The organism is Ruminococcus sp. AF17-22AC (assembly GCF_003460065.1).
Classification (GTDB): Bacteria; Bacillota; Clostridia; order Lachnospirales; family Lachnospiraceae; genus Blautia_A.
Map to the genome: position 1 here is coordinate 531,586 of NZ_QRXT01000001.1, position 19,520 is coordinate 551,105.

The following is a 19,520-nucleotide window of genomic DNA, read 5'->3' on the forward strand; positions in this document are numbered from 1 at the left end:
TGAACTACTTTCTAAACTTTTTAAAACAATCAACACCCAATATTCTATGTAATGGTTTCATAATTGCGCTTCTTATTCGTTGCTTTGGAGTTAACCAACTACCAGCATACCAATGAATAGATACTGTATTTCTCGTTTTGTTTAATACTCCTGTTGTGCTCTCGTATGGATTAAAATACTCTTTTGGATAAACTGTTACATGTGAAAGTTTTTGTATTTCACCGCCCGGTTTTAATCCCAGTTTGATCATTGCCTGTGTATTCAATATTGGACATCCTATTGTTCCCGATTTTCCATCCAATAATGGTGTATATTCTTCTATCATTTTTTTTAAGGCTAGGCCACTAGCGACTGAGCCGAAGGCTAGGCCACTAGCGACTGAGCCGAAGGCTAGGCCACTATTTATAATTTCTTTTTTTTGTTTTGATTCTTCCGTCTCAAAACCAAAAAAGGCTTCTTCTTTTAATAAAAAATCAGGATTTCTTACCAATTCTACATCTGTATCAAAATAGAGTCCTCCATTCTGATACACGACCAGTAATCGAACATAGTCACTTAAGAACGCATACTTCTTTTGTTCATAACACATTTTCGTATATCCGTTCATATTCACATCGAAATTATCTTCATTCCATTCAATGATTTCATAATCCGGACAATGCTTTTTCCAGCTTGCAATACATTTTTTTGCATGTTTAGGTTTTTCCCCTCTGCCAAACCAACAATAATGAATTTTTTTAGGTATCATATTTTTCCTCTTTTATTTTACTTCTACTATTTTGTTTCCGTTTTTTCTTATATATTTAGATAAACTCCATCCCATTGGCCACAATAAAATCGTCATTAATTTTCTCGGGGACTTTCTAATATACCCTTTTGTACCTGCATGAATATTACTTGAAACATAATGAACTGTTGTTTTGCATAAATATTTAAATGGTACATCCGGCAAGCTCATAATAACTCGACGTAATTCAGCAAAACTTCTCGGGCTATCTAAATATTGTTTAAAAATATTTGCAGACATCCCATCTTCCTGATAATCTACAATACAAAATGGTTTATTCACACTCATAAATTTATACTTTGCGCTGAGTTTTAAAATCATATAATGGGGATTAAAGTTTTTTTCGCCCTCATATACTGGCATAGGAGCAACTTTTTTATATAAATCAGTCCTTACTACATACTTTTTATCACCCCGATTATTTTTAGACGCAAGCAAATTTATAGGATTAATCAGTTCTCCATCTGGCAAAAAATCTCCTATTAATTTTCCACCTGAAGTATAGTCCAGTCCAATAAGTCCAGCTATATCATTAGCTTTTTTTTCATTCCATATATTCAAAATAACCTCGATTGCATTATCCGGAAGCCAATCATCAGAATCTATACATACAGCAAGTTCTGTATCCAAATGTGCTATTGCCGTATTATACCCTGTATGTAAACCACCATTATTTTTATAAATATAATGAATATCAATTTTGTTTTCCTGTATCCATCGCTGCACTATTTCTTTAGTCTTATCAACAGACCCATCATCAATGATCAGCCATTTAAAATCTCCATTTGTCTGTCTGAGCAAACTTTCATAGCATCGATGCAATAATTCACCTCTGTTATATGTTGGTGTAAAAACAGTAATTTTCTTCTTCATATCAATCTATATAAGCAATGCCCTTTTGGACTGCTTTTTTCATCTCCTCTATTTTGTCTGATGAAATTTCATGCGAAAATCTATATTCTCTGCCGAATCTTCTTGTTTCTTTCATTTGTTCAATATTTTTTTCTTTAAATGCGTCAATATCTTTAATAACTCTGGCCGGATTTCCAGCCACTACACTATTATTCGGTATTGATTGTGTCACAACACTGTTCGCACCTATAACTACATTATCCCCTATTTCAACGTTAGGCAAAATTGTTGTATTTGCTCCAACAAAAACATTGTCTCCAACTTTTACTCTTCCAATCCGAGTATAACCGGTTACTTTTTTCGAACTTGCATCATGAGCAAGAACTGTCACCCTGATAGAAAACGTTACATTATTTCCTATTTCAATCAAAAAGCAATGAGTAGGATCAATATAGCATCCCTGTTGCCGATTAAAATCATCTCCTACTTTCAGTCCACGTTTAATCAATGTCGTAGTTAAAACTTCTCCATTTATCCTTTTTACTATATTTTTTATAAATTCATGAATTTTCACTTTCTCACCTATTCTCTACTACTCACTTCAGATTAGTTGTTTTCTCATAGTAGAACTTCTCCAACCATTTTGCTGATTCTTCTATATCAAATCCGCTATCCTTAATCTTACCGCTTGTATCCACCCTTTTAATTGACTTCATCCGAAGTATTTTTTCACTCCATAGCTCTACCGGTTCCGACAAGCTTAACGATTCAACCAATTCTGGAATAAGCACGGTTTCTTTTGGAACATTCGATGAAATCACACATGGTAATCCCGCTGCCTGCGCTTCAACCATTGTTACCGGAAGTCCTTCATATAAAGACGGAAAAACAAATACATCCATAGCTTGCATTACATCTGCTACATCTGAACGTACTCCTGTAAATATAACATTTTCCTTCAAACCTAGTTTTTCTACTTTTTGCTCCATCTCTCTTCGAAGATTTCCATCTCCTACTAATAATAATCTGCTTTTCTTTTTTTCTGAAAAATTCTTGAATACCTGAATAAGGAATTCATGATTTTTAGGCGGCGAAAAGCGTCCTACATGACCTATCACTATTTCCTGTTCTTGAATATCATAATAGCTTCGAATCTTTCTTCTTTTACTTGGATTAAACACATACTGTTTACTGTCTATTGCATTATTCATTATATGAAAATCCGCACCTGAAAACATCCATTTTCCTGCTTTATCGCCACATGCCATTAAGTCCGTTGCATATTTAGGGATTTGTCTGCGATAAAACAATTTTATGAGATATTTTAAGTTTTTATCCTGACTGCTGCTATGGCTATGTGCAATTCTCACTTTCACATGATTATTTTTAGCAATCTTCAGAATTACAGAGCTCATACAATCCTGGTGCACATGAATAATTGAATACTCAGGGTGCTGTTTAAAAAAAGTGTCTAATTCTCTTCGATAAGCTACACTAAACGGATTCAACATGGTAATCCTGTATATACGTCCTCCTAAGCTCTCGATTTCTTCATCATAATCAGCTTTATAGGATCTGTGTACCAAAAAATCAAATTGCACTTTTTCCCTGTCTATATTTCTATAATAATTCATAATCATGGTCTCCAATCCGCCACGATTCATATGTGTCACTACATGCAAAATTCGTATCATTTTATTCTCCATTAAAACAACTGTTGTAAATATTCACCAACCGTAATATGTCCCATTGAAAATGCTCCATACACAACATTGGTCGAATAATAAAAGAAACCTAAATATCCAACAATCATAAATGCTTTTATCAGTGTTCTCCGTGAGTTGTCCAATTTGTTAAGCATCCATGGTAATGTAATTGCCTGTGCCATAACAAAAAAATTTGCCAAACGAGCAAAATAATTTGCTGTTCCAAATATTCCAATAAACATAATACATCCATTTACCATTGCCAGATTAAAAAAAAGATTATCATGTTCATCTGTTTCTTCAAATATTTCCTTATGATAAATCATTGCTAAGAATATAGGTACACAACATACCAGTACCCTAAATATGTTAACGCCCACCCCCTTGAAGGAGTCAACTGTATACCCCTCTCCCATGCTGGATGTAATTTCAACAATTGTTCCTAATAGCGAACGTAGTGAAAATGCTATACATATTGTTCCAACTATTAATATGAACGTATTTCTTGTCCATGGTTTAAATCTGAGTAGCGGAACCAACAAGAATATCACCGCGTAGACATGAAATGTCATTGCTATAAATACAACCAGGCAATATCTTATCCATTTTTTATCCAACGCTAAATTTAATCCACACAAACAAATTGCTGTTGCAATAGATTGTTTTATTGCTGCTCCTGCAAATATGTATGCGCCTACACAGAAAAACAGATATATGTTCTGCGTCAATTCCGTTCCGTTTGTTCGAATAAAGTGTAGATATAATCCCATCGTAACGAGCGCATATACCATCAACCACGATTGCGTCGAAACTCCTAATGTTTTCATTACAGCATTACATATATTAAATCCCGGATCTGCACTTAAAGAAGCATTAAAAGTTTCCCAGAAATACGGAAATGACTGCGTTTGTTCATACGCAATTTTATAGGTATATGTATCATTATAATTAGTCCTTAGTCCAAGATATCCACCCAGTATAATCGTCATTATCAAAAAAATTATACTGAATCTTCTGTTTCTAGAATATTCATTCCATCCCACAGGATGTAAATAATCATATATTTTCGTACAAGTCAGTGCAAACAGCATTAATAGCCATAATTGAGTCATATTATACTCCCATTTTTTCTATTGTTTTCTCGACAACCTTGCGTTTATCAAAAACAGCTTCCATTCTCTTTCTTCCGGCCATTCCCATAGTTCTCCGCTCATCATATGAAAAGTCACACATTCTTTTCATCTTCTGATACAAATCATCCGAATTCTGCTTTTCACATAAAAAGCCTGTCACGCCATCTTCCACAGCTTCCAAACAGCCATGAATATTACTTGTAACGACAGGTCTTCCCATCGCTGCACTTTCAAGATTCGTATTTGCCATTCCCTCATGCCAGGATGGTAAAACAAAGCAGTGGCTTTTTGCGATAAAAGGTCGAATCTCTTCCTGATATCCTTCGTAATGCAGCCAGCCTTCTGCTGCATAGTTTTTCATTTTCTCAGAGTAATTTTCTTCAAATCCTCCCAGAACAGTTAAGGAACATTTATATCCTTCTGCTCTTAATCTTCTCATTGCAGCAAACAATTCATCAATTCCCTTTTCCTGCATTACTCGTCCAATAAAAAGAAATTTCATCTCGCTGTCATCAATAGGATAATCTGCATAGGCAAAGTGTTCGATATCTACTCCTGCACCTGGAAGCACATAGGTCTTGTTCTTTTTAATAATTTTATAATCGACCATGATATTTCTGTTTTCTTCATTTTCAAAGAAAACGATTTTGGCTCTTCGAAGTGCGGCACGGTACATAATTGTTACCATTTTTCTCAGCATGCCATCATTCTGAAATGCTGTACCAAGCCCTGTAATATTTACTGCATAGGGGATTTTCAGCAGACAACATGCCATTCCACCATAAATATTCGGTTTAATTGTATATGTAATTACCAGATCCGGTTTCATTTTCTTAACAGTCTTATAGTACTTATGGAAAAGTCCTAAATCTTTTACAGGATTCATACCACGTCGTTCCATCGGAACTCTTTTCAAATCACATCTCATTTTCTTTAGTCTGCTTTCTGCATTTATCTCTTTCTGTTCGTCTGATTGTGGTACTATAGCTTTTACAACATGACCTTTTTTTACAAGTTCATGTATGAGCATCCCCCTAAAACTTTCCAATCCAGTTGAACAATTACATATAATCAAAATTCTCATAATTTTAGTACAACTCTCTCCACTTTATAATCCTGTTATTTTTTTATAACAATGCTATCATACATCATTATCATAATTTCCAAAGCAAGGCTGATTTTCTATTCCCTTTATGTTATTTTCAATCACTTTTATAAAATAATCATCTGCCCCATACGCATATAAATATCCATCGCCAAATCTGAAATTTATTTCTAATAAATAATATTTACCATCTAGATACCATAAGTCCATATCTATCGTTCCATTGAACTAAAAAACTTTCAGCGTCTCACAGATATATCTATTTAAATGTTCATCTTTAAACGATACTGTTTTACTGGCTCCATCAATTTTGGTTTCAAGTTTTTTTCTTACTGAACAATGCAACCACCTGATTACTAATAATATCTACATATATATCAACATCTAATGTATTTTCCTATTGTCACGAATAAATCCCTTTATATTACATTTCAAAATTCTTTATACAAATTTCATTGTACTTCATCATATAAATGTCCGATTTGTATGTTCCAATAGAAACCTCATTACTATTCCCTTCAAGATTATTTCGTATCAGTTTCATATGGTCGCATCCACACTCATACGCATGCGGATATCCCCCACCAAAACGTGGATTAACTTCTGATATATAGTACTCTCCATCAATATCAAAAATATCAATATCAATCTGACCTCTGTATCCAGCTTTTGAAACAAATTTCTTAATAAGATCAAATAACTTATCATCTTTAAAAGAAACTGCTTTATCGGTTTCTCCGGCTCTCATTTTTAATTTTTTCTTAGTAAAAATAGAAACAATCTCTCCAGACATCATATCAATATATACATCTGCACCAATTTCTTGTCCATTAAGAAATTGCTGAATCATAAGTCCCTCATCATGAGCAAATAACAATTCTAATGTTTCCTCATCATAAACTTTTGAAATAGCAATACTTGCACTTCCTCTTGCCGGTTTCACAAATACTGGATATGTTATTTTTTTATTATCAATATCCTTATAGAACTCTTCTTTATCTACATAAGATTTTGCACAATTATATCCATTTCTGTTCAGCCATAAAAACATCTGATATTTATCTAGCGACATTTCACACAGTTCATATGAAGAACCTATTACTTTTACGTCAATATCTTCAAATTTTTTTTCATTCTGTGCAAGCAAAGATAATTCTGGATCTATCAATGATAAGACGCCACTAATTTTTTCTTTTTTACATATATCAAAAATAATATCCATATATTCCGGATCTGTCATTCTAGGAACAATATAATACTTATCGGCTTCATATATTGCAGGTGCCAGTTTACTCATATCAGTTGCAACAACATTTCCCTTTCCTGCAAGCGTTTTTACAAAATACTCAACTATTTTATTCCTAGTTCCTGCACTCAAAATCAATATATTCATAATATGCTCCTTAACTACTTATTACCATTTTCACTCTTTAGCTTTTCTGCACGTATTTCCGCCATATTACCTTCTGTTTTATTTGTATCAATTGCAATATTACTATGTGACAAAATTTTTTTTACCGTTTGAAATATGATTTTCATATCTCCTAAAAATGTAATTTTTTCAGTATACTGAACATCCAATTCAAATCGCTTATCCCAATCCAGAAAATTTCTCCCATTAACTTGGGCTAAACCGGATAAGCCAGGTCGAACATCATGTCTATGCCGTTCTCGTTCTGTATACCAGGGAAGATACGATGGCAACAACGGCCTTGGTCCTAAGATACTCATATCTCCTTTAGCTATATTAAATGCTTCAGGCAATTCATCTAGGCTAGTTGTTCTAAGCATTTTTCCGAATCTAGTAAGTCTCTCACTATCCGGCAATAAATTCCCATTTTCATCTTTTGCATCTGTCATTGTTCTAAACTTATATAATTTAAATATTTTCTCATCTTTTCCCGGTCTGTCCTGTGTAAAAAACACCGGAGAACCCAATTTTACTCTAACCAATATTGCAATTATAAAATACAACCATGAAAAAATTATTATTGCAATTAGACTACAGATTAAGTCTAGCGGTCTTTTTATGTATTTTTCATATGGTCCATATGGCTTATGTTTTATTTTATCCATTACAAATCCCTCTATTTTACTCGAAGCAGTATTTAATTACCTCTATGATTCTGTCCTGCTGCGCTGCAGTCATTTTATTATCACTCGGTAAACATAAACCTCTGTTGAAAATATCCATTCCCACATCTACCACACTTCCCTCAATATATGCGTTTGATCTTGCACGTCCATTTCCATCTCTGACAATGAATGGATTCAGACGATAAATCGGCTGCATATGCATCGGTTTCCATACTGGTCTGCCCTCTGCATTAATTGAGGCAATCGCTTCAAGAATCTCTGTAGGACAGGTTTTTCCGGTTTCTTTTACATAGCATACATCCTGTTCGCCACGTACCTGTCTGCACATTGCATCGTTATCAATAATAAGACAGGAAAGCCAGTAATTTGGCTCAGAATTTTCAAGGTCCATCGGATTCATAGATACCGGTAATTCTTTCAGCCCCTCTTTATATCTTTCATAGATTGCTTTTTTCTGGGCAATATGTTCATTCAAATATGGGAACTGTCCACGCACAACACCTGCAACAACATTGCTCATGCGATAATTATATCCTAATTCCTCATGCTGATACCATGCTGCATTTTCTCTTGCCTGTGTAGACCATTTACGAACTTTATTCGCCGCATCTTCATCATTTGTCAGGAAACAACCTCCGGCACTTCCTGTAATGATTTTGTTTCCATTGAATGAAATCGTATTGTACTTGCCAAATGTTCCTGTCTGAACGCCTTTATAGGTTGCTCCCATAGATTCTGCAGCATCTTCAACCAAGATAGCATTATGCTTTTTAATTACTGCGTTTAATTCGTCTATTTTTCCCGGAGTACCATAAAGGTGTGCAATGACAACAACTCTTGTGTCAGGATAAATCTCAAATGCTTTTTCCAGTGCAACAGGATCCATGTTCCACGTATCATACTCTGTATCGATAAATACAGGTTCTCCACCTTCATACACAACCGGATTGACAGTCGCATCAAAAGTCATATCAGAGCAGAAAACCTTTTTTCCTTCCAATGCTCCGTGCCCTACTTTTGGCATTCCATATGCTTCAATACCAGCCAGTTTCATTGCCAGATGAAGGGATGCTGTCCCCGCTGATAATGCAACTGCGTATTTACAGCCAATATATTCGCATGCCAGCCGTTCTACTTCATTGATGTTTTTTCCAACTGTAGACATCCAGTTGGTTTCATACGCTTCTTTTACATATTCAATCTCCGGTCCGTGCATTGTCGGACTGCTCAACCATACCTTTGAATCAAATTTTTCAAATAAATTGTCTGCTTTAAACATTTTTTCTCCCTTTATCTCTTTCCATCCGGGTGTTCCCCTGCCGGATGGAATGTTGTCACAATCTCCTCAACCATCTCTACGATATGGTCACTGTTCTCATAACTTGCTTTCGCCAGTTTTTCCAGTTGTTTCAGGAATACCTCCGTATCAAACGGAATCGGTTTGCCGATGTGGATCAGCTCGTTATCAGTCTTTTTGATTCCCTCTTCTGCCATAAGTTTTTCTTCGTAAAGTTTTTCACCCGGACGAAGTCCTGTATATTCGAGCTGAATATCCACATCCGGTTCAAATCCGGAGAGACGGATCAGGTTGCGGGCAAGTGTATCGATTTTGACTGCTTCACCCATATCCAGTACGAAGATTTCACCGCCCCAGGCATAAGTTCCTGCCTGAAGGACGAGGCTGACTGCCTCCGGGATCGTCATAAAGTAACGAACAATGTCAGGATGTGTGACGGTCACCGGACCGCCTGCTTCGATCTGTTTACGAAACAGCGGAATTACGGAGCCGTTGCTTCCCAGTACATTTCCGAAACGTACTGCTACATACTGGGTTCCTTTATGATCTTTATTTCGAATACTTTCGATATTGATGACGCTGTCTTTCGTACTCATACCATCTGCTGCCATATGATCCAGCGGATCTCCTGCAAGCTGACCATCAATTATCTTATCCATGTGGGCATGTAAGAACGGAAGCAGATCAATTCTGCCTGCTTTGCTGATGGCATCCATGCTCTGTACGACCATCTCACAGAGACGTTTGCTTGCACCCATGATGTTTGTCGGATTAACTGCTTTGTCCGTACTGATCAGTACAAAGCGCTGTACACCGTATTTCATTGCAGCATATGCTGTTTTGTATGTACCAATGACATTGTTTTTGATTGCCTCATTCGGGCTTGTTTCCATAAGCGGTACATGCTTGTGGGCTGCTGCATGATAAACGATATCCGGATGATACTGCTCGAACACCATATTAATGCGACGACTGTCACGTACAGAACCGATCAGAACTTTCAGATTCAAGTCTTTGTATTTTCGTTTCAGTTCCTGTTCAATGTCGTATGCATTATTTTCGTAAATATCAAAAATGATGAGCTGCTTCGGGTTGTGGGATGCAATCTGCCGGCACAGTTCACTTCCGATAGAGCCGCCGCCACCGGTAACAAGAATCGTTTTGCCCTTCAGGTACTGAAAGATTTCATCCATATTTACTTTGATCGGTTCACGTCCAAGAAGGTCTTCTACCGCTACCGGTTTCATCTTGCTGAGCGATACATCACCATTTACCAGCTGATAAGTACCGGGAAGACTTCTCAGCTCACATTGCGTCTCTTTGCAGATATTCAGGATATCTCTCTTCTCTTTTGCATGTGCAGAAGGAATCGCAAAAAGGATCTGATCGATGTTGTATTTCTCGACATTTTCCAGAATGTTCTCGCGTCCGCCTACGACAGGGACATCTTCCATGATTCTGCCCCATTTGTTTGGGTTGTCATCTATAACACAGCATGGTCTTGCTGTTGATTCTGTAGATGTTTTCAGTTCTCGCAGAATCATCTGTCCTGCTGCACCGGCACCGATGACCATTGCATTGTGAATTGCTTTTTCATTCTGGGTACGGCGCACTCTCTCCAGTGATACATAGCGGAAGCTGAAACGCACCGCTGTCACCAGACAGAACTGCACGATACATCCGATGATGTAATAGGACATCGGCATCTGTCCAAACAGAAATGTAATGCCGAAAATCTGAAATAATGTCGTAATTACTGTAGCAGCAGAGATTCTGTTTAGTTCACTGATACTGGCAAAACGCCACAAGCTGTTGTACAAATGGAATATATAGAATATCAGCACGCAGAATGCTGTATAAAATGGAGCGAATTTAATAAATGCATTAAAGTAATTCTGTGGAATGCTGGAAAAGCGCATGTCAAAGCGCAATAATAGACCAAGAAACCATGAAAAATTAACAGCCACTATATCATAGATGATCAGATAAAATGCTATGATCACCCAGTGCTGTAAGTGTCTCCGGCTCCCTGTGTAAGAATCTTCGGTAGTCGTTTTATTTGTTTTTTTGCTCAAAATATTTTTCTTCCTTCCATTTTCTGTATTTCTATTTATCTTATCTGTTTTTATATCCAGCGAAATTATAGCACAAGTATCTATGTATTGGAAGTAATATGGTAAAATTGAATCGAATAATTTTGATTCGTGGAGAAATTTGTCAATTTATGGTAAATGCAAGCGGCGAAGCCGCCTGCGGAAGCATACCCCTTTCACTCAGCCCATTTTAAAATCTGTAGTATGTATATACTAACTATTTTTTCTTCTCTGAAAATGCAGACCATGAAAAATACTACCTATCACTTTACTACTAATCTTATTATTACGTGGTGCATCAGAGTATAATCTGAGCATACAAACATCTCGAAAGCCGGTTGGATCCTGCTCTAATATTCTTTTAAAGCTCCCTTCATCGATTTCATAATATTCCTGCATTGTTCGATGTTTTTCAAAACACTTAATAAATTCTTTTCCCGGATGTTCTTTATTACACATCTCTTTAAAGCGCTCTTCTGAAATATGTATGCGATCCTTATTAAGCAACAATTGTCCTTGAATTTCCCGTTCTTCTTCCATAGTTAGCTTATTGCGTACCATAAAAATACGATGTGCTGTCGGCATGCGATTATTTGCCCCAGCCGAAATAGTAGTTGCAACTCCCATATTACACTTTAACTTTCTATCCTCATCCTGAATATTAAGAAGCGGACATACTATTTGGCACATCTCACCAAGTTTTTCGCTCTTCAAATTAATAAATACTGCCTTCTGTAACGGTGAAATATACACATCCCCTTTGTATATTTTATCCTTTGCCGAAAATTCAAAACCACTATCACTCGAGACATTATTGCCAATTCTCAATTCTGCTGTACATCTTCCTGATTCTTCAACTATATTCAAAAGTCCCCTCACAATCTGTTTTTCATACTTGTCCGTTGCACAAAAATATATGAAAAATGTTCCCTTTTGTCCTATAAAGACCGGATCATCTGGATTATTAATAAGCGTACCTCCTAATGCTGTCTCTGCCTGAACTGTCTTAGCCAAATTTGTAACAGCATGTCTAATCTCTTCCAACGGATTTGAACCCAATGCTTCAAATGCTAAGAACAAATTTTTCATTGAGCTATCTGTTTTTCCATTTATAAGATTAGACACTGTAGCCTGACTCTGGCCTATTCTTTTTGCAAGCTCTTTTTGTCCAATGTTCTGAAGCATCATTCTGCTAGCAAGCTGACGTCCTAAACGTATTACCATTTGGAACTGTGTCCCAATATCTGCTGCACGCAGCTGATCCGCCTCCAATTACCGCCATATCTTTATTGAGGATGCATTGAAACATGCAGATATCTATGTGAACGGAGATAAAGCAAATATCTCAGCAAAAGAACCGGCAAGCCGTATCAATGAAGCACTCGGAAAGCTGGTAGCCATGCAGTATAACAAGCTTACCTATATGGAGACAGCTCCAGAACTCTCTGATATTGCTGCAGTATTCAATGGCAACGATGGACAGCTTTCTTTCCTTGGAACCAGTGATACAACACCAAATAAATTAGCACTGGAAGAAGTAATTCAGGTCATCGGCCTTAATAATACCAGACATATGAAAACATCCCTGAAATCCCTGCAGGATAAATTCGGGGCAGCTCCTTATGGCTTTGATCCGAAAGACGTGCAGTGGCTGGTTGCCATGCTCTTTAAGATGGGAAGAGTATCCCTGACCTATAACAGCCAGAGTTTATCTATACTGTCCAATACAAAAGATGAACTGATACGTTATCTGACAAAACGTGAATTTGTCGAGAAACTGCTGATTGATATCAGGGAAAGAGCAACAGACGGACAGATCCGTTCTGTAAAAGAAGTATTGAAAGATTATTTTGGTTTCTCCGTATCCAGTGATGATGACGATACTATTATGAGAAACTTTAAGAATAAAGCACAGGATAAGCTGGAAACATTTGGTGAAATCATGATTGAATATCGTGTAAATCCGAAGCTGCCATGTAAATCTCTGATGGAACAGGCGAAGAAAAATCTGGAAGAACTTCTGGCTATCAAAGAGCCGGTAGAATTCTTTAAAACAATAGATAAAAAACGAGATGATCTGTTAGACGATGCAGATGATACTGCACCGGTATTTGACTTCTTCAAAGGTGGTCAGAAAAAGATCTTCGAAAAAGCATTGGAACAGATCCAGATGTTTGAAAACAGTAAGACATATGTCCGAGAACAGGAAATTATGGATAATGTTGCCCAGATGGAAGCTATTGTGACAGCGAAAAATCCGTTTAGCCAGATTCAGAAATTGCCGGATATGTCTATGAAGTTTGTACAGCAGTATGGAGCTTTACTGGAAAAAGAAGCAGAAGAGATGCGTCCGGTTATAGGTGATGATCTGGAAAAAGTGTTACATACACTGGATGAGAAGGAGTTTGCACCTGTATTCAGAGATAAGTTCGTAAATGCCTTTGCAGAATTAAAACAGAAACTGGATACATCTCATGAGATTGCGGCAGTGAAGAATATTAGACTAGAAAGTGATCCGTACCGATCACAATGAGATAAAGTGCTGCGTGAATCTCTGTCTTATAGTGAACAATTATGCTGGCCGCCGGTAATGTTGCCTTCAGAAGTTTCCCAAGCGGTGTAAAAAATGTCAGCAATAGTACAAGAAACAAAAACAGAGAGCCGACTACTGTTTTTGTTCTCAGATGTCCGGTGCTTTCATGAATCATCTCAAAACTGCTGGACGGAATGTCTTTTTTGTGAAATCGAGAATATATCTGCAAAAGAATCCGCCGCTCTGTCTCATTCTTATTATCACTGTCATTGCATTGGCTTTCTCCCATAGAAACATAAAGAAAGCGCGGTTCATCCTTTTTGCGCCAGTCTTTAAAAGGGTTATTAATTTCCTGCTTAAGCTTCGCCATTCGCAGATATCTTTTTTCATAAGAGCGGAGCAGACTGCTTTTACCCACGCCAAATCCACCGACAATTCCAATATTGTGGATACGTGGTTCATCAAATGCTGAATCCAGATATTTATAATAGATTTCTCTTTCCTCTGTCTCCTCCAGTGCCGGATCACAGGAAAGTGGGAAAATCAGATAATCTCTGTTTATTGAACTCATTATTTTTTCCTCTTCGCCCAAAGCATAAAGTATTTTTCCAAACCATTCACGGTGTATTTCATCATTGCAATGACTCTTGTACCAAGTGGGATTCCTGCCCTGATATAGGTTCTCCAGTTCATCTGTGCGGATTTGCTCTTCTGTCCTGATTTGGATGCTGCAGATCTGCGGTAGATCAGCAGTGGTTCATCGACACCGTATGCATACGGAATCTTGTTCAATATGGCAAGCCATGTGGCAAAATCTTCGTGAATACCGTCTTCTTCCGGCATCGGAAATTCTTTCATCAGCTCTTTGCGGATCAGAACGGATGAACAGGAAATGACGTTTTGTCCCAGCAATTTTTTGCGGTTGATTTTTTCCGGTACATGCAGGATATGCGCGATTCTGTTTCCTTGTGCATCAATAAATGCAGAGCCTGTAAAAACAAGTGCTGCCTCCGGAATTTTCAAAAGTAATGCCATCTGTTTTTCCAGTTTGTCAGGTTCCCACAGATCATCACTGTCAATAAACGCGATCCACTCTCCTGATGCCTGGCGGACACCGTTGTTGCGGGTCGCAGCCGCGCCGGAATTCTGTGGATTCTGAAGGATACGGATACGTTCATCTTTTTTTGCAAGTTTTTGCATGAGTGCATATGTATTGTCTTTCGAACAGTCATCTATGATCAGCAGTTCCCAGTCTTGCCATGTCTGAGAAAGGACGCTGTCCACAGACTGTTCCAGATATTTTTCGCAATTATAAGCCGGAGTTATGATGGATATTTTCGGCATGATTTTCCTCTTTTCTACTGTTTTAACTACATAGTAATCAATCTATTTGTAGTTTACCACAACACATCCGTTGTTGTCATCTTTTTGAAAAAGTAATACCATCTTTCGATTTCCAGCACTTACGAAAGAAGCACCATCCGAATCTGCCATGTAAGCAAATGTACGGATGATGCTTTCTAATGATATGTTTATTATATTTATAGTTTATTCTACAGTAACGCTCTTTGCGAGGTTTCTTGGTTTATCAACATCAAGACCTTTTGCAACGCTGACATAATATCCCAGAAGCTGCAGCGGAATCACTGCAAGGGATGTTGCAAAGTGCGGATCTGTCTTCGGGATATATACGGTAAAGTCCGCGGTTTCTTCGATATTATAGTTGCCAAATGTGGTCAGTCCCATCAGATATGCGCCACGGCTCTTGCATTCTACCATGTTGCTGACAGTTTTTTCATAAAGTGCCGGCTGTGTGAGGATGCCGATCACCAGTGTACCATCCTCAATGAGGGAGATGGTTCCATGCTTCAGTTCACCTGCTGCATATGCCTCAGAATGGATGTAGCTGATTTCCTTCATCTTCAGGCTGCCTTCCATGCTGATTGCATAGTCAATTCCACGGCCGATAAAGAAGACGTCTTTTGAATTTGCCTGTTTGGATGCAAACCACTGCAGGCGCTCTTTGTCATCGATGATTCGCTGGATTTTATCCGGCAGAGTCTCAAGTTCTTTGATGTATGTGCTGTACTGTTCTTCGGAAATCGTACCTTTTACTTTCGCAAACTGGATTGCCAGTACATAAGCAGCGATCAGTTGTGTGCTGTATGCTTTCGTAGTTGCAACGGAAATCTCCGGACCTGCAAGTGTGTAGAATACATTGTCTGCTTCACGCGCGATGGAGGAACCGACTACGTTGACAATTCCCATTGTGCGGATGCCTTCTTTTTTGCAAAGGCGCAGTGCCGCAAGGCTGTCTGCGGTCTCACCGGACTGGCTGATGATCACTGCCAGAGCCTTCTGATCCAGAATCGGATTACGATAACGGAACTCAGATGCAAGCTCTACACGAACCGGTACACGTACCATATCTTCAAACATATACTGTGCTGCCATGCCTACATGATAAGCAGATCCACAGGCAATGATATATACCTGGCTGATCTCCTGAATTTCTTCATCGGAAAGTCCAACCTCAGAAAGATCAATCTGTCCGTCTTTAACTACGGAATTCAGGGTATCTCTGACTGCTTTTGGCTGCTCATGGATTTCTTTCATCATGAAATGCTCGAAACCTGCTTTTTCCGCTGCCTCTGCATCCCATTCAATTGTCTTCATTTCTTTCTGGATTTCTTCGCCGTCCAGATTGTAGAAAGTGATCTCACCTTTGCGGACACGTGCCATCTCCAGGTTGCCGATATAATACACATTTCTTGTATATTTCAAAATTGCCGGAACATCGGATGCCACATAGGATTCTCCGTCAGCTACACCAAGGATCATCGGGCTGTCTTTACGTGCCACATAGATTTCTTCCGGATAATCTTTAAACATGATTGCAAGTGCATAGGAACCGCGGATACGAACCATAGCATGGTTGATTGCATCGACCGGTGTTCCTTCGTATTTTTTGTAATAGTAATCTACAAGTTTGACAGCTACTTCTGTATCTGTCTCTGAATAGAAGGCGTATCCTTTGCGAAGCAGTTTATCCTTCAGTTCCTGATAGTTCTCGATGATACCGTTGTGTACGGCAACTACGTTTCCGTCATCGCTTACATGCGGATGTGCGTTGTTTTCGGATGGTTCTCCGTGTGTTGCCCAACGGGTATGTCCAATACCACAGGTTCCCGGAACGGATTCTCCGTCGTTTGTTTTCTCGGCAAGTACTTTCAGACGTCCCTTTGCCTTGATAACCTCTGTCTCGCCTTCTCCATTACGGATGGCGATTCCGGCTGAATCATATCCACGGTATTCAAGCTTTGACAGTCCATCCAGAAGGATTGGTGCTGCCTGATGGTTTCCTGTAAAACCTACGATTCCACACATAAATATTTCTCCTTTTCTCTTTTGCTTAATATATGCAGCATTACAATATAATGTAAAAAATAGACATAATTATACAAAAATCAATTTTTCGTCTATGATAGCACAAAACTATCGGATATTCAACCCGGTTTCTGTTACCTGAGTATGATGTAGATGGTGTAGATCAGATACAGGCACACCATGGATGCGCCCTCTGTACGGGTAACTTTTCTGCTGGTTATCGCATAAACCAGAACCAGAATGGAAAATCCAATCAGCACCAGGATATCAATCAGATTGACGGTAATCAGGGCTACCGGACTGATAGATGCTGCAATACCAAGTACCATCAGGATATTAAAAATATTAGATCCGACCGCATTTCCGACTGCCATGTCGATTTCATTTTTCCGGGCAGCCACAAGAGAAGTAACTAGCTCCGGAAGGGAAGTCCCGATGGAAACGATTGTAAGTCCTACAAGTGTCTGGCTCATGCCAAGGTCGATTGCGATTCGGCTGGCTGCATCTACTGTCAGGTCCCCGCCAAAAGCAATTGCCGCTGCACCGCCTACGATACAAAGAATACTCTTTGGATAAGAAAGAAGTTTCTGTGTGCTTTCTTCTGCTTCTTCAATACTCTCGATTTCTGTCTTTTTTCCCTCTGCCCTGGCTTTCATTGCAGTACGTATCATCACGACAATGTAGGCTGTAAACAGTACAAGGAAGATAATTCCATCAAGATGCCCAAGGATCATCTTGTGTTGGTCCCCGATTGCCAGACAGCCAAGTCCAAGCAAAAGCAGAGCACAGATGATGGAAAGCGGGATGTCTCTTGTGATGGTCTCGCGCTGTACCATAATCGGCGTGATAACGGCGCAGACTCCGACAACAAACATCAGGTTAAAAATATTTGAGCCGACTACGTTGCTGACGGCAAGTTCATTATTATGTGCCAGAGATGCGGTCACGCTGACTGCTGTTTCCGGCAGGGATGTTCCCATTGCTACGATTGTAAGTCCGATGATAATGGACGGAACTTTTAGTTTGCGTGCAATACTGGAACTGCCTTCTACAAAGAAATCCGCTCCTTTTATCAGAAATGCAAATCCTATTACAAGAAATACCAGTACCAGTACAAATGGTGACTGATTGACAAAATTTTCCATAGTCTGTCTCCTTTTTGGTTTCACTTCAGTTGTTGACAGTATATCCCAATTTGACATATACAGCAAGGGGAAGTATGATTGAATTGTTTTATAGAAGAAATATTGTTATAGAAAAGTATGATTATTTTTGCAGAATTATATTTTCAGAGAAAGGACTATCCTATGCAGATCACACGCCCTGATTTTTATAAAGAATTTTCCTGTATTGCAGGAGCCTGTCCTGACACATGCTGTGCCGGCTGGCAGATTATGATTGACGAAAAAAGTCTGAAAAAGTACAAAAAATTCAAAGGGACTTTTCGCAATCGGCTGCACAATGATATCGACTGGTCGGAACAGGCTTTCCGTCAGTATGATCGCCGCTGTGCATTTCTGAATGAAGAAAATCTCTGTGATATTTACAGCGAAGCCGGACCAGATATGCTCTGTGACACCTGTCGTAAATATCCACGCCATATCGAGGAGTTTGAAGGACTCCGCGAATACTCGCTTTCTCTTTCCTGCCCGGAAGCTGCGCGGATTTTTCTTTCTCACAAGAATACGATTTCTTTTGTGACACAGGAAGTTCCTTCAAAGGAAGAAACTTATGAAGAGTTTGATTATTTTCTTTTTACAGCTCTGATGGATACGAGAGATTATCTTTTTTCCATTATTCAGGATCGATCTGTTCCGGTGAAGTTGCGCTGTCAAAAACTGCTGGTATGTGCGCATGATTTCCAACTGGCGTTGGATAAAAATGAGCTGTTCCAGTGGGAGGATATCCGCGCACGACATGAAAAGTCCGGATTTACTGCAGAATTTCAGGCTAAAGTGCGGAGCCGGACTGCAGGTAAAGGTGTTACTACAAACAAAGATACTGATGTTATGGCATCTGATTCAAATTTCCGGAATTGTGATTCTGCCCCATTAGAATTAAGGAAGCAGATCTGGCAGACAGTAATTCCGCAGATGGAAGTCCTTCGTCCGGGCTGGCATGAATATCTGGAGGAAACGATGGTGCCGCTTTATGACGGTGATTTTGCTGAGGAACCTGATATTTACAAATCCTTTATCACAGCATACCCCGACTGGGAAATTCAGGAAGAACAGCTCCTTCTCTACTGGATTTACACGTATTTTTGTGGTGCTGTATATGACGGACAGATCTTCGCCAAAGTAAAAATGGCGATTGTATGTACTTTTATGATCCATGATCTGGCAGTCGGAACTTATCTGAAAAATGGCGGAAGTTTTTCTTTTGATGAGATGGTTTCCATCTGTTATCGCTTCTCACGCGAGTTGGAACACTCTGATCTGAATCTGAATAAATTTGAAGAGTTGATGGATGAGGAAAATGTATTTAGATTCGGTAATTTATTAAAGATTTAACACCATGCAAAAGAGGA

Annotated in this window: 18 protein-coding genes; 2 read left to right on the forward strand and 16 right to left on the reverse strand. The window is 38.6% G+C overall.

Annotation, left to right across the window (positions count from 1 at the left end):
- Positions 1–4: 4 nt before the first annotated feature.
- From DWW86_RS02740 to DWW86_RS02790, 12 genes are all read right to left on the reverse strand, one after another.
- A complete protein-coding gene (locus DWW86_RS02740; protein WP_117942187.1) occupies positions 5–748 on the reverse strand; it encodes a glycosyltransferase family 32 protein in 744 nt (247 codons plus the stop codon).
- A 12-nt stretch (positions 749–760) separates the two neighbouring features.
- Positions 761–1,660: a glycosyltransferase family 2 protein gene (locus DWW86_RS02745; RefSeq protein ID WP_117942188.1), complete on the reverse strand. Its 900-nt coding sequence runs from the start codon at positions 1,658–1,660 to the stop codon at positions 761–763.
- Between the two features lies 1 nt (position 1,661).
- The gene (locus DWW86_RS02750; protein WP_181985290.1) at positions 1,662–2,213 is read right to left on the reverse strand and encodes an acyltransferase; all 552 of its coding nucleotides are present in this window, start codon (positions 2,211–2,213) and stop codon (positions 1,662–1,664) included.
- A 22-nt stretch (positions 2,214–2,235) separates the two neighbouring features.
- On the reverse strand, positions 2,236–3,345 hold the full coding sequence (locus DWW86_RS02755; RefSeq protein WP_353652665.1) for a glycosyltransferase family 1 protein: 1,110 nt from the start codon (positions 3,343–3,345) through the stop codon (positions 2,236–2,238).
- Positions 3,345–4,457 carry an EpsG family protein gene (locus tag DWW86_RS02760; RefSeq protein WP_117942191.1) on the reverse strand — a complete coding sequence of 371 codons (1,113 nt, stop codon included), beginning with the start codon at positions 4,455–4,457 and terminating at the stop codon, positions 3,345–3,347. Before DWW86_RS02760 ends, DWW86_RS02755 begins: the two co-directional genes overlap by 1 nt.
- Before the next feature lies 1 nt (position 4,458).
- Positions 4,459–5,562, reverse strand: a complete 1,104-nt coding sequence (locus DWW86_RS02765) for a glycosyltransferase family 4 protein (RefSeq protein WP_117942192.1) — start codon at positions 5,560–5,562, stop codon at positions 4,459–4,461.
- Between the two features lie 57 nt (positions 5,563–5,619).
- Positions 5,620–5,793, reverse strand: a complete 174-nt coding sequence (locus DWW86_RS17060) for a hypothetical protein (protein WP_181985291.1) — start codon at positions 5,791–5,793, stop codon at positions 5,620–5,622.
- Between the two features lie 214 nt (positions 5,794–6,007).
- Entirely contained in the window at positions 6,008–6,976 is a 969-nt protein-coding gene (locus DWW86_RS02770) for an ATP-grasp domain-containing protein (protein WP_117942193.1), read from the reverse strand.
- 14 nt (positions 6,977–6,990) lie between these two features.
- Positions 6,991–7,659 carry a sugar transferase gene (locus DWW86_RS02775; RefSeq protein WP_117942194.1) on the reverse strand — a complete coding sequence of 223 codons (669 nt, stop codon included), beginning with the start codon at positions 7,657–7,659 and terminating at the stop codon, positions 6,991–6,993.
- A 16-nt stretch (positions 7,660–7,675) separates the two neighbouring features.
- Positions 7,676–8,959: a DegT/DnrJ/EryC1/StrS family aminotransferase gene (locus tag DWW86_RS02780; RefSeq protein ID WP_117942195.1), complete on the reverse strand. Its 1,284-nt coding sequence runs from the start codon at positions 8,957–8,959 to the stop codon at positions 7,676–7,678.
- 11 nt (positions 8,960–8,970) lie between these two features.
- Positions 8,971–11,052 (reverse strand): polysaccharide biosynthesis protein, encoded by a 2,082-nt coding sequence (locus tag DWW86_RS02785; protein WP_353652666.1) that lies wholly within the window; start codon positions 11,050–11,052, stop codon positions 8,971–8,973.
- Positions 11,053–11,283: 231 nt separating this feature from the next.
- Positions 11,284–12,342, reverse strand: a complete 1,059-nt coding sequence (locus DWW86_RS02790) for a helix-turn-helix domain-containing protein (RefSeq protein WP_117942196.1) — start codon at positions 12,340–12,342, stop codon at positions 11,284–11,286.
- Positions 12,343–12,358: 16 nt separating this feature from the next.
- Here DWW86_RS02790 and DWW86_RS02795 point away from each other — a divergent pair, with 16 nt between their 5' ends.
- Positions 12,359–13,603, forward strand: a complete 1,245-nt coding sequence (locus DWW86_RS02795; protein ID WP_502696633.1) for a hypothetical protein — start codon at positions 12,359–12,361, stop codon at positions 13,601–13,603.
- Here DWW86_RS02795 and DWW86_RS02800 read toward each other — a convergent pair.
- The 4 genes from DWW86_RS02800 to DWW86_RS02815 all read right to left on the reverse strand — a co-directional run bounded on the left by DWW86_RS02800 (position 13,569) and on the right by DWW86_RS02815 (position 18,135).
- Positions 13,569–14,174, reverse strand: coding sequence for a YobI family P-loop NTPase (locus DWW86_RS02800; RefSeq protein WP_117942198.1), 606 nt, complete (start codon positions 14,172–14,174; stop codon positions 13,569–13,571). The genes DWW86_RS02795 and DWW86_RS02800 overlap by 35 nt on opposite strands.
- On the reverse strand, positions 14,174–14,989 hold the full coding sequence (locus DWW86_RS02805) for a glycosyltransferase family 2 protein (RefSeq protein WP_502696634.1): 816 nt from the start codon (positions 14,987–14,989) through the stop codon (positions 14,174–14,176). The genes DWW86_RS02800 and DWW86_RS02805 overlap by 1 nt, the downstream gene beginning before the upstream one ends.
- 162 nt (positions 14,990–15,151) lie before the next feature.
- On the reverse strand, positions 15,152–16,990 hold the full coding sequence (glmS, locus tag DWW86_RS02810; protein ID WP_117942200.1) for a glutamine--fructose-6-phosphate transaminase (isomerizing): 1,839 nt from the start codon (positions 16,988–16,990) through the stop codon (positions 15,152–15,154).
- 134 nt (positions 16,991–17,124) lie between these two features.
- On the reverse strand, positions 17,125–18,135 hold the full coding sequence (locus DWW86_RS02815) for a calcium/sodium antiporter (protein WP_117942201.1): 1,011 nt from the start codon (positions 18,133–18,135) through the stop codon (positions 17,125–17,127).
- Between the two features lie 162 nt (positions 18,136–18,297).
- Here DWW86_RS02815 and fliB point away from each other — a divergent pair, with 162 nt between their 5' ends.
- The gene (fliB, locus tag DWW86_RS02820; protein ID WP_117942263.1) at positions 18,298–19,503 is read left to right on the forward strand and encodes a flagellin lysine-N-methylase; all 1,206 of its coding nucleotides are present in this window, start codon (positions 18,298–18,300) and stop codon (positions 19,501–19,503) included.
- Positions 19,504–19,520 lie beyond the last annotated feature (17 nt).

What these genes read in the sequence shown, in the direction of transcription:
- DWW86_RS17060 (WP_181985291.1), bottom strand. Translation starts at nt 5,793, where the DNA reads ATGGACTTATGGTATCTAGATGGTAAATATTATTTATTAGAAATAAAT.
- fliB (WP_117942263.1), top strand. Translation starts at nt 18,298, where the DNA reads ATGCAGATCACACGCCCTGATTTTTATAAAGAATTTTCCTGTATTGCA.
- DWW86_RS02740 (WP_117942187.1), bottom strand. Translation starts at nt 748, where the DNA reads ATGATACCTAAAAAAATTCATTATTGTTGGTTTGGCAGAGGGGAAAAA.
- glmS (WP_117942200.1), bottom strand. Translation starts at nt 16,990, where the DNA reads ATGTGTGGAATCGTAGGTTTTACAGGAAACCATCAGGCAGCACCAATC.
- DWW86_RS02815 (WP_117942201.1), bottom strand. Translation starts at nt 18,135, where the DNA reads ATGGAAAATTTTGTCAATCAGTCACCATTTGTACTGGTACTGGTATTT.
- DWW86_RS02755 (WP_353652665.1), bottom strand. Translation starts at nt 3,345, where the DNA reads ATGGAGAATAAAATGATACGAATTTTGCATGTAGTGACACATATGAAT.
- DWW86_RS02800 (WP_117942198.1), bottom strand. Translation starts at nt 14,174, where the DNA reads ATGAGTTCAATAAACAGAGATTATCTGATTTTCCCACTTTCCTGTGAT.
- DWW86_RS02780 (WP_117942195.1), bottom strand. Translation starts at nt 8,959, where the DNA reads ATGTTTAAAGCAGACAATTTATTTGAAAAATTTGATTCAAAGGTATGG.
- DWW86_RS02760 (WP_117942191.1), bottom strand. Translation starts at nt 4,457, where the DNA reads ATGACTCAATTATGGCTATTAATGCTGTTTGCACTGACTTGTACGAAA.
- DWW86_RS02745 (WP_117942188.1), bottom strand. Translation starts at nt 1,660, where the DNA reads ATGAAGAAGAAAATTACTGTTTTTACACCAACATATAACAGAGGTGAA.
- DWW86_RS02770 (WP_117942193.1), bottom strand. Translation starts at nt 6,976, where the DNA reads ATGAATATATTGATTTTGAGTGCAGGAACTAGGAATAAAATAGTTGAG.
- DWW86_RS02765 (WP_117942192.1), bottom strand. Translation starts at nt 5,562, where the DNA reads ATGAGAATTTTGATTATATGTAATTGTTCAACTGGATTGGAAAGTTTT.
- DWW86_RS02775 (WP_117942194.1), bottom strand. Translation starts at nt 7,659, where the DNA reads ATGGATAAAATAAAACATAAGCCATATGGACCATATGAAAAATACATA.